Source organism: Nioella sp. MMSF_3534 (assembly GCF_030732985.1).
GTDB lineage: Bacteria > Pseudomonadota > Alphaproteobacteria > Rhodobacterales > Rhodobacteraceae > Nioella.
The window spans coordinates 23154-33344 of the sequence record NZ_JASHJX010000045.1 but is presented as its reverse complement, the minus strand read 5'-3'; the positions used below and the strand labels follow the sequence as shown (position 1 = coordinate 33344).

Annotated in this window: 6 protein-coding genes; 3 read left to right on the top strand and 3 right to left on the bottom strand. The window is 64.4% G+C overall.

Annotation, left to right across the window (positions count from 1 at the left end; translation table 11 throughout):
* The 3 genes from RBB16_RS16815 to dnaE form a co-directional block, all read right to left on the bottom strand.
* Positions 1–390: TSUP family transporter (locus RBB16_RS16815; protein WP_306047253.1), on the bottom strand; the 390-nt coding region annotated here is incomplete at its 3' end.
* A 628-nt stretch (positions 391–1018) separates the two neighbouring features.
* Positions 1019–1396, bottom strand: coding sequence for a hypothetical protein (locus tag RBB16_RS16810; protein ID WP_306047252.1), 378 nt, complete (start codon positions 1394–1396; stop codon positions 1019–1021).
* A gap of 237 nt (positions 1397–1633) precedes the next feature.
* Positions 1634–5131, bottom strand: coding sequence for a DNA polymerase III subunit alpha (gene dnaE / locus RBB16_RS16805; protein ID WP_306047251.1), 3498 nt, complete (start codon positions 5129–5131; stop codon positions 1634–1636).
* Between the two features lie 282 nt (positions 5132–5413).
* On the opposite strand from dnaE, the gene xdhA reads away from it, so the two are divergent.
* From xdhA to xdhC, 3 genes are read left to right on the top strand one after another with little or no spacing between them, the layout of a single operon-like run.
* Entirely contained in the window at positions 5414–6793 is a 1380-nt protein-coding gene (xdhA, locus tag RBB16_RS16800; RefSeq protein WP_306047250.1) for a xanthine dehydrogenase small subunit, read from the top strand.
* On the top strand, positions 6790–9198 hold the full coding sequence (gene xdhB / locus RBB16_RS16795) for a xanthine dehydrogenase molybdopterin binding subunit (protein ID WP_306047249.1): 2409 nt from the start codon (positions 6790–6792) through the stop codon (positions 9196–9198). Before xdhA ends, xdhB begins: the two co-directional genes overlap by 4 nt.
* A complete protein-coding gene (gene xdhC / locus RBB16_RS16790) occupies positions 9195–10166 on the top strand; it encodes a xanthine dehydrogenase accessory protein XdhC (protein WP_306047248.1) in 972 nt (323 codons plus the stop codon). The genes xdhB and xdhC overlap by 4 nt, the downstream gene beginning before the upstream one ends.
* Positions 10167–10191: the final 25 nt, after the last annotated feature.

Below are 10191 nucleotides of genomic sequence, written 5' to 3'. Positions count from 1 at the left end.
CCCCCGCCGCCGCGCCGGAACCCGGATCGGCCGGCCCATCAGTTGCAGGCTGGCATAGATCACCACCGGCACCCCGATGATCCCGAAGAAGGCCCATTGCGGCACGTCCAGAACCATCTGCGCCGCCACCGCCATGACGCCGAGCCCGATCAGCATGAAAGGCCAATGTCCGCGCAGAGACTGCGCCGCCGCCCCCAGACCCTGCCGAAACGCTTGCCACATATTGGTCAGCGCCGCGGGCAGCAGAAGCGCCGCCAGCGCGATTTCCGGCGGCATGATCGCACTGAGGCCAGAGATCATGATCAACGGCAGGGCAAATCCCACCACGCCCTTGACCACGCCCCCGAAGAAGGTGATCGCCAGCGCCGCGGCCAGAACGCCAAGCGGCAAGGATTCGATTACGGCCCCTATCGGTCGCCCTCCATGTTCGCCCCCGGTCCGCTGGCCGTGAACGCTCCGGCGTTGTACAGCCGATTCGGGGGTGGGCCGCAATTGCCAAATCACACCGGCAACCCCGCAAGATGAACAGCCTGCATCCCGCAGTCCGCCGTACAGCCCACGGTCGAGCCTGATTGTTGCCCTGTGCGCCAAAGGGCGCCCTGTCGCCCCGGTCGCTGTCAATCCACGCGTATCCACCCGGACCCGTGCCGGTCGATGCGGCGTCGATCGACGGATATCAGACCGACCAGCGACTCCCAATCCTCGGCGTTCCCCGTGTCTTCGTCCAGAAAACGCCCTGTTGAGCCTTGCTAAGGTTGCGGTGGAGAGTGAACCGAGGCCCTCGCTGGTGCGTCAGATGCCGATTTGGGCAGGCAAGCGGCCCTCTAGATAGACGACCCAGCTCCCGCAGAGATCCATTGGAAGAGGAGCGGCGAAGGGGGGGAAGTCGGCCGGGACCTAGCTGTTCATCGACCTGCTGCATTTCTGGAAAACGCAAGGGGTGGATATGTTGGGGCTGACCGTTGGGACGGGTAAGGTCGCAGACCCGCAACCTGCAAGACGGGATCCTGATATGCCTTCACACCGGTTGGATGGATTGACCACCACAAGTAGGCAGTTGCCCGCCGTCTGTGTTGCTAAAATACTCTCGCAAGGCGGGGCCGGTCCAACCGTGGATCGTGCGGCCCTGATCTGTTCTTCCGATGCCGATAGCGGTGCTGGACCTATTGCCGGCCAGCGTGAAATTCACGCCCGCGCTTTGGCCATCATCGCAGGTGAATGAAACCGTTCCACCCTGTCGGGTGGCCTGAAACGTCCCTTCGCAGGTTGCGCCGTTGGACATGGTGGCGGCGACCACGCCTTCCTCCCATCCGACCGCTCGACCTGCAAGGATATCCTCGCCTCCAATGCAGGCATAAATCCGCGTACAGGAGGTCGGCGAACCTGGCTGGAACATGCAGCCGGAATCCCCGCGTTGGCTCGTTTCAACACCCGGCGTGCAGGACGCCGCAAGGCAGGTGATCAGAAGCAACGGAACACTCGTTTTGCGGCCTATCTCGGATCGGCGCAGGGAAAAAGCCAACATCTGGCATCACTCCTAACTCATTACCAAATACCCAAGCGAAGCCTTGGGATCGTCCATATAGGAGTTCTCAACACGAGTTCGGCTCAAAGGCAACCCATCCGATCCAACTCAGACCTCTTCAACCATCAGCACGCCCTCAAGGCTCTTCAATGCGCCCTTGATCTGCGGGTTCACGGGGAAATCCTCGCCCAACAGAACGTCCACCTCGCCCGGTAATTCAGGGCTGAGCAGGCACAGGCTGACCGGCCCCCGGCCTTTCAGTTTCGCCTCCCCCCGCGCGCGGTCCAAAAGGCCCGCGACGGCAGGGATCGCAACGTCTTCCTCGATGAAGATCCGCAGGCCCGATCCGCCAGCGTCCGCCACCACGCCATCGACAGGCTGCACGGTGCGGGCCAGCAGTTTCAGCTGCTCGCCCTCATAGGTCGCATCCGCCGTGATCACCACATTGGATCCGCTGTCGAGGAACTCGCGGCTCGCCTCCAGCACCTCGGAGAACATGGTGACCTCGTATAGCCCCGTCGGGTCAGACAGCTGCACGAAGGCAAACCGGTTGCCGCGCTGGCTTTTGCGTTCCTGCCGGGAGGACACGGAGCCCGCCATCTTGGCAACGAAGGCCCCGCCCTGCACCTTCTGGGCAACCTCCTCCAGCGTCATGCATTTCTTGCGTTTGAGCGCGGGCATGTAGTCATCGAGCGGATGGCCCGACAGGTAGAACCCGACGGCCTTGTGCTCCTCTGCCAGCCGCTCATTCGGCAGCCAGTCGGCAGGGTTGGGCAGGCGCGGTTCGGGCAAGTCGTCACCCGCCTCGCCAAAGAGAGACACCTGGTTGGAACTGCGCTGTTCATGGATCGCGGCGGAGTATCCCACCAGCGCATCGAGGCTTTCGAAGACCCGGCGGCGGTTGCGGTCAAGCTCATCAAACGCACCGGCGCGGGCCAGCATCTCCAACGGTCGTTTGCCAACCCGTTTCAGATCCACTCGGCGGGCGAAATCGAAGAGCGTCGCAAAGGGCTGCCCGGCGCGGCCCTCTTCGATCAGGCGCATCGCCTCGACGCCCACATTCTTGAGCCCGCCCAGCGCATAGACGACACGGCCATTGTCCACGGTAAACATCGCGGCAGAGCGGTTGACGCAAGGCGGGATGGTCTCGATCTCCAGCCGGTCAACCTCCTGCTTGTAGACATTCAGCTTGTCGGTCAGGTGAATATCGCAATTCATGACGGCGGCCATGAACTCCACCGTATGATTGGCCTTCAGCCAGGCCGTCTGGTAGCTGACCACCGCATAGGCGGCGGCGTGGGATTTGTTGAAGCCGTAATTGGCGAATTTCTCCAGAAGGTCGAAGACCTCCGACGCCTTCTTCTTGTCGACGCCGTTTTCCATCGCCCCCTTTTCGAACTTGGGGCGTTCCTTGGCCATCTCCTCGGCGATCTTCTTACCCATGGCGCGGCGCAACAGGTCGGCGCCGCCAAGGCTGTAGCCCGCCATGACCTGCGCAATCTGCATCACCTGTTCCTGGTAGACGATGATGCCCTGGGTTTCTTCCAAGATATGGTCGATCAGCGGGTGAACGGATTCGCGTTCCTTCAGCCCGTTCTTGACCTCGCAATAGGTCGGGATGTTCTCCATCGGGCCGGGTCGATAGAGCGCCACAAGCGCCACGATATCCTCGATACAGGTGGGCTTCATGCGTCTGAGCGCATCCATCATGCCCGAGCTTTCCACCTGGAACACGGCGACGGTCTTGGCGGAGGCGTAGAGCTTGTAGGTCGCTTCGTCATCCAGCGGGATGGCGTTGATCTGGTTTTCGGCCCCGGCGGGCGGCTCGTATAGCTGCGCCCCATCCGGCCCCACATGCAGGTCACGCCCCTGCCCGTGAATGAGGTCGATGGCGTTTTGCACCACGGTCAGGGTCTTCAGCCCCAGGAAGTCGAACTTCACCAGCCCCGCCGGTTCCACCCATTTCATGTTGAACTGTGTCGCGGGCATGTCGGAGCGGGGATCCTGGTAGAGCGGCACAAGCTCATCCAGCGGCCTGTCCCCGATCACCACACCCGCCGCATGGGTCGAGGCGTTCCGGAGCAGCCCCTCCACCTGCTGGCCGTAGTCGAGCAGCCGTTTCACCACCTCCTCTTCCCGCGCGGCGTCGCGCAGGCGGGGTTCATCGGCCAGCGCCTTTTCGATGGAGACCGGCTTCACACCCTCGACCGGGATCATCTTGGACAGGCGGTCCACCTGCATGAAAGGCATTTGCAGCACCCGCCCCACATCGCGCACCGCGGCCTTGGACAGAAGCGCGCCGAAGGTGATGATTTGGCCCACCTTCTCGCGCCCGTATTTTTCCTGCACGTAGCGGATCACCTCCTCGCGGCGATCCATGCAGAAGTCGATGTCGAAGTCGGGCATGCTGACCCGCTCGGGGTTCAGGAAGCGTTCGAACAGCAGGCTGTAGCGCAGCGGATCAAGGTCGGTGATGGTCAGCGCATAGGCCACCAGAGACCCGGCCCCGGACCCCCGCCCCGGACCCACGGGAATGCTGTGTTCCTTGGCCCAGTGGATGAAGTCGGCCACGATCAGGAAGTAGCCGGGGAAGCCCATGCCCTCGATGATATCCAGCTCGAAATCGAGCCGTTCCTGGTATTCCTCGACGCTCACCGCATGGGGGATCACGGCCAGGCGCGCCTGAAGCCCCTCATTGGCCTGACGGCGCAATTCGCTGACCTCGTCATCGGCGAATTTGGGCAGAATGGGCGGGTGCGTCCGGGCGCGGAAGGCGCAGCGGCGGGCGATCTCCACCGTGTTTTCCAGCGCTTCGGGCAGGTCGGCGAACAGCGTCGCCATTTCCTCGGGCGTCTTGAAATAATGCTGCGGCGTCAGGCGGCGGCGCGGTTCCTGTTGATCCACATATGCACCATCCGCAATGCAAAGCAGCGCGTCATGGGCCTCGTACATATCGGATTTCGGGAAATAGACATCGTTGGTCGCCACAAGCGGCAGGTCCATCGCATAGGCCATTTCCACATGGCCGCGCTCGGATTGCTGTTCCGCCTCTGGCAAGCCGCCCTCGCCAGGGTGGCGTTGCAGTTCGACATAGAGCCGGTCGCCATAGATGCCCTTCAGCCGCGCCATCAGCGCCTCGGCCTTCGCCCGCTGCCCGTTGCGCAGGAAGCGGCCGATGGGGCCGTCAGGGCCGCCCGTCAGGCAGATCAGCCCGTCGGAATGGGTGGCGAGTTCCTCCAGCGTGACATGCGGCAGCGATCCGTCGCCGCGCAGGTAGAGACAGGTGTTGAGCTTCATCAGATGCTCATAGCCCGTCCGGTTCTGGGCCAGCAGTACCACGGGCGCGGAAGCGCGCGGCTTTTCCCCCGGCTGAGGCGGGTCGTAATCGACGCTGATCTGGCAGCCGACAATGGGCTGCACCCCGGCCCCCGCCGCCAGTTCGGAAAACTGCAACGCCGAGAACATGTTGTTCGTCTCGGTCACCGCCACGGCGGGCATCCCGGCGCTCGCGCACATGCCGGCCAGTTTCTTGACCGGTACGGCCCCTTCCAGAAGGGAATACTCGGTGTGAAGGCGGAGATGGATGAATCGGGGGGCGCTGCTCATGGTGCGAGGCTAGCGCAGCACCAGACGCGCTGCCAGCCCCGTGGTTGGATGGCGCCCGTTTCAAGGCAGCCTGATCTTTCACCTCTTTGCGGGAATCCAACTCATTTTCGCAAGAAACCTGAAAGTCTTTTTGTGCTGCAATGCGCCGCGTCGCTTGCCACAGAGACAAAAAGCCGCTTTCCTGACCACACCAACAGGGAAGCGCGCATAGGCTTTACGTCGCATCGGGCCAGCGCAAATGAGGGCAAAGCCCCTCCGAAAAGAAGGCGACACGAGAATTGAATGACTGACGAGGTTGTTTTCCTCCTCAACGGCGCGCCGGTCCGGATCACGGATCAGCCGTCTACCCGCACATTGTTGGATTGGCTGCGCGAGACGCAGGGCCTGACCGGAACCAAGGAAGGCTGTAACGAGGGCGACTGCGGGGCATGTACCGTGGTTGTCACCGATGCGGACGGGTCCAGGGCGGTCAATGGCTGCATCCTGTTCCTGCCCCAACTGAACGGAAAGGCCGTGCGCACGGTCGAAGGGATTTCCGGCCCCGATGGCCAGATGCACCCGGTGCAGACCGCGATGGTAGACCACCACGGCTCGCAATGCGGGTTCTGCACGCCTGGCATCATCGCCTCGCTGGCGGCAGCCCATACCAATGGCGAAACGGCGTTCGACGATGTGCTGGCGGGCAACCTTTGCCGCTGCACCGGTTACGCGACGATCATCCGTGCGGCTGAGGCCGCCGCGTCTGAACCCGTGCCCGCATGGATGCAAACCGACCGCGAGGCCGTGGCCGCGTTGGATGCCAGCCCCCTGCCCTTCGCCCCTACCAGCAGCGATGAACTGGCCGACTGGTATGCCGCGAACCCCGAGGCCACGCTCATTGCCGGGGCCACGGATGTCGGGCTTTGGGTCACCAAGATGCTGCGCGACCTGTCGCCGGTCGCCTTTCTCGGCGGTTGCGCCGACCTGAAAACCATCTCGGAAGATGCTTCCGGGATGCATGTGGGCGCGATGGTGTCTCTCACGGAGCTTCATGCCGCCATCGCGCCCCGCCATCCGTCTTTCGCGGAAATGCTGCGCCGGTTTGCGTCTACGCAGGTCAGAAACGCGGCCACCATCGGCGGCAATATCGCCAATGGCTCCCCCATCGGGGATTCGCCGCCTGCGCTGATTGCGCTTGGGGCGGAGCTGCACCTGCGCAAGGGGGCCACGCGCCGAACCATCCCGCTGGAAAGCTTCTTCATCGACTACGGCAAACAGGACCGTGACGCCGGAGAATTCGTGGAAGGTATCACCATCCCGACCCAGCCCGACCGGCTGCGCTGCTACAAGCTGTCGAAGCGCTTCGATCAGGATATCTCCGCCGTCTGCGGCTGCCTGAGCGTGACCGTGGAGAACGGGACCGTGACCGACGCGAAACTGGCCTATGGCGGCATGGCGGGCATCCCCAAGAGGGCATCGAATGCCGAGGCCGCCCTGGTCGGCCAACCTTGGACGGAAGCAACCGTGCGCACCGCGATGGCGGCCTACGCACAGGATTTCACCCCGCTCACCGACATGCGAGCATCGAGCGCCTACCGGCTGGAGACCGCCGCCAACATGCTCCTGCGCTATTTCCATGAGGATCAGGGCACCCTGTCCAACGTGCTGGAGGTGTCGGCATGAGCGTTCACAAATCCCTTCCCCATGACGCCGCGCCCCTGCATGTGACCGGTCAGGCCCGCTATGTCGATGACATCCCGGTGCCCGCCAACTGCTTGCATCTGGCTTTCGGCATGGCCGAGATCGCCCATGGCCGGATCACCTCCATGAATCTCGACGCCGTGCGCGCGGCCCCCGGCGTGGTGATGGTGCTGGCGGGGGAGGATTTCGACGAGATCCCCGATTGTTCTCCGTCGGCACATGATGAACCGCTGCTCTCGGATGGAACGGTCCACTACCTCGGCCAGCCCCTCTTCCTCGTCGCCGCGACCAGCCACCTCGCCGCCCGCAAGGCCGCACGGCTGGCGCAGGTCGAGTATGAGGAACTGGAGCCCATCCTGACCATCGAACAGGCGCTTGCCGCCGACACCCGGTTCGAGGACGGCCCCCGCATCTATGAAAAAGGTGATGTCGACGCGGCCCTCGCCCGCGCCACCCATATCATCGAAGGCCGGATCGAGATGGGCGGGCAGGAGCATTTCTATCTGGAGAGTCAGGCCGCGCTGGTCCTGCCGCAGGAAGGCGGCGACATGGTGGTGCATTGCTCCACCCAGCATCCGTCCGAAATCCAGCACAAGGTCGCCCACGCGCTCCACCGCCCGATGAATGCGGTGCGGGTCGAGGTGCGCCGCATGGGCGGCGGCTTCGGCGGCAAGGAAAGCCAGGGCAACCATCTGGCCATCGCCTGCGCCATGGTCGCGGATCGCACGGGCCGCCCCGTGAAAATGCGTTACGACCGTGACGATGACATGATGATCACCGGCAAGCGGCACGATTTCCGCATCGACTACCGCGCAGGCGTCGATGCCCATGGCAAGCTGACCGGGGTCGATTTCGTGCAGATGACGCGCTGCGGATGGGCGCTGGACCTGTCCCTGCCCGTGGCCGACCGTGCCATGCTGCACGCCGACAACGCCTATCACCTGCCCGCCGCGCGGATCACGTCGCACCGGCTGCGCACCAATACCCAAAGCGCCACCGCCTATCGCGGCTTCGGCGGCCCGCAGGGGGTTCTGGGGATCGAGCGGGTGATGGACCATATCGCCCACACGCTCGGGCTCGATCCGCTGGAGGTGCGCAAGGCGAACTATTACGCCGAGATGGGCGGCAAAGCGGGTGTGAATGTCGAAAAGGGCGTCGAGGCCAAGGGCGCAGGCACCGCCCACAAGATCAGCTCCGGCACCGGGGGCGCGAAACGCTTCGGTGGCGCGCATTCGCCCGAACCGATGGAGCAAGGCCAGCAGACCACGCCCTATCACATGCCGGTCACCGATTTCATCCTGAACGGGCTGACCGCGAAACTGGCGGAGGCCTGCGACTACCACGCCCGCCGCGCCGCGATTGCCGACTGGAACGCCAGCCAGCCGGTGCTGAAGCGCGGCATCGCGCTGACGCCGGTGAAATTCGGCATATCCTTCACGCTGACCCATCTCAACCAGGCGGGCGCGCTGGTGCATGTCTACAATGACGGCTCCATCCACCTGAACCATGGCGGCACGGAAATGGGCCAGGGCCTGTTTCAGAAGGTGGCGCAAGTGGCGGCTGACCGCTTCGGCGTGCCGCTCGACCGGGTCAAGATCACCGCGACCGATACTGGCAAGGTGCCGAATACCTCGGCCACGGCGGCCTCATCCGGGTCGGACCTGAACGGCATGGCCGTGAAAGCCGCCTGCGACACGATCCGCGACAGGATGGCCGATTTCTTTGCCGAGCAATACCAGACCAAGCCCGCGCAAGTGCGTTTTGCCGATGGCATGGTCCATGTGGGCAATGAAGCGATCCCCTTCGACGAGGCCGCGAACCGCGCCTATGTGGGCCGGGTCAGCCTGTCGGCCACCGGCTTCTACAAGACGCCAGAGGTCGCCTGGGACCGCATCGCCGGACGCGGGCGGCCGTTCTTCTACTTCGCCCAAGGCGCCGCCTGTTCCGAAGTGGTGATCGACACGCTGACCGGCGAAAACCGCATCCTGCGCACCGACATCCTGCATGACGCGGGCAGCAGCCTGAACCCTGTTCTCGATATCGGGCAGGTGGAAGGGGCTTTCGTACAGGGCGCGGGCTGGCTGACCACCGAGGAACTGGTCTGGGACGGCAAGGGACGCCTGCGCACCCACGCGCCCTCCACCTACAAGATCCCCGCCTGTTCGGACCGCCCCCGCGTCTTCAACGTCGCGCTTTGGGACGCGCCGAACCCCGAGGAGACGATCTATCGCTCCAAGGCCGTGGGCGAGCCGCCCTTCATGCACGGGATCAGCGTCTGGTCTGCGCTGTCCGAGGCCGTGGCCGCCTGTGGTCCGAACTATGCCGACCTGCAGGCCCCCGCCACCGCCGAGGAAGTGCTTTCCGCCATCAAGAGGGCGAGAGGATGAGCCTCGACCTGAACGCCCTTCGCGCCGCCGTGGCTGCGCATGGCCGGGTTGCGCGGGTCGTGATTGTGGGCTCAGCCGGGTCTGTGCCGCGCGAAACCGGTACAGCCATGCTGGTCTGGGCCGATGGTCAGTCCGGCACCATCGGCGGCGGCGCGCTGGAATTTCAGGCGGTGGACCGGGCGCGTCAGGCGCTGTCTGGCGGGGACCGTTTCGACAAGGTGCCTCTCGGCCCCGGCCTTGGGCAATGTTGCGGCGGGGCCGTGCAATTGCTGACAGAGGTCTGGGACGACGCGCGGCTTGGAACCGTCACCGGCGACGCCCATGCCCGCCCCCTGCCCGGCTCCGCCGCCGAGATGCCGCTGAAACTCGCAGGCCAATTGCGCGCCGCGCGGGCGGGTCATCGCCCGGTGGAAACCGCGCTTGTTCAAGGCTGGTTCGTGGAACCGATCCGGGCCGCGTCAACGCCGCTCTGGATCTGGGGGGCGGGCCATGTGGGGCGGGCCATCGTCGCCACGCTCTCGCAGCTGCCGGATTTTGCCATCACCTGGGTCGACAGCGCGCCGGATCGCTTTCCGGCAGACATCCCGCACGGCGTCACCGCCTTGCCCGCGCCCGATATGCCCGCTGCCATGCGGCTTGCGCCTTCGGACGCGCAGCACCTGATCCTGACCTACAGCCACGAGATCGACCTTGCGCTTTGCCACAACGCGCTAAGCCACGGGTTCCGCTTCTGCGGCCTGATCGGATCGGCCACCAAATGGACCCGCTTTCGCAAGCGTTTGCAGCAGCTTGGCCACTCGGACGCCCAGATTTCGCGCATCACCTGCCCAATCGGCGACCCCAGCCTTGGCAAGCACCCGCAGGCCATTGCCGTTGGGGTGGCGGCCAGCCTAATCAGGGACGCCGCCCGTGACGGGACCATCCAGAACACAGACCGCACCCAGCGGCACCACTCGGGAGGGGAGTGACATGACCGAACAAGGACCAAGACAG

Bases quoted from the DNA above. Each gene is read 5' to 3' on its own strand.
- RBB16_RS16810 (WP_306047252.1), bottom strand. From the start codon at position 1,396: ATGTTCCAGCCAGGTTCGCCGACCTCCTGTACGCGGATTTATGCCTGC.
- xdhA (WP_306047250.1), top strand. From the start codon at position 5,414: ATGACTGACGAGGTTGTTTTCCTCCTCAACGGCGCGCCGGTCCGGATC.
- xdhC (WP_306047248.1), top strand. From the start codon at position 9,195: ATGAGCCTCGACCTGAACGCCCTTCGCGCCGCCGTGGCTGCGCATGGC.
- xdhB (WP_306047249.1), top strand. From the start codon at position 6,790: ATGAGCGTTCACAAATCCCTTCCCCATGACGCCGCGCCCCTGCATGTG.
- dnaE (WP_306047251.1), bottom strand. From the start codon at position 5,131: ATGAGCAGCGCCCCCCGATTCATCCATCTCCGCCTTCACACCGAGTAT.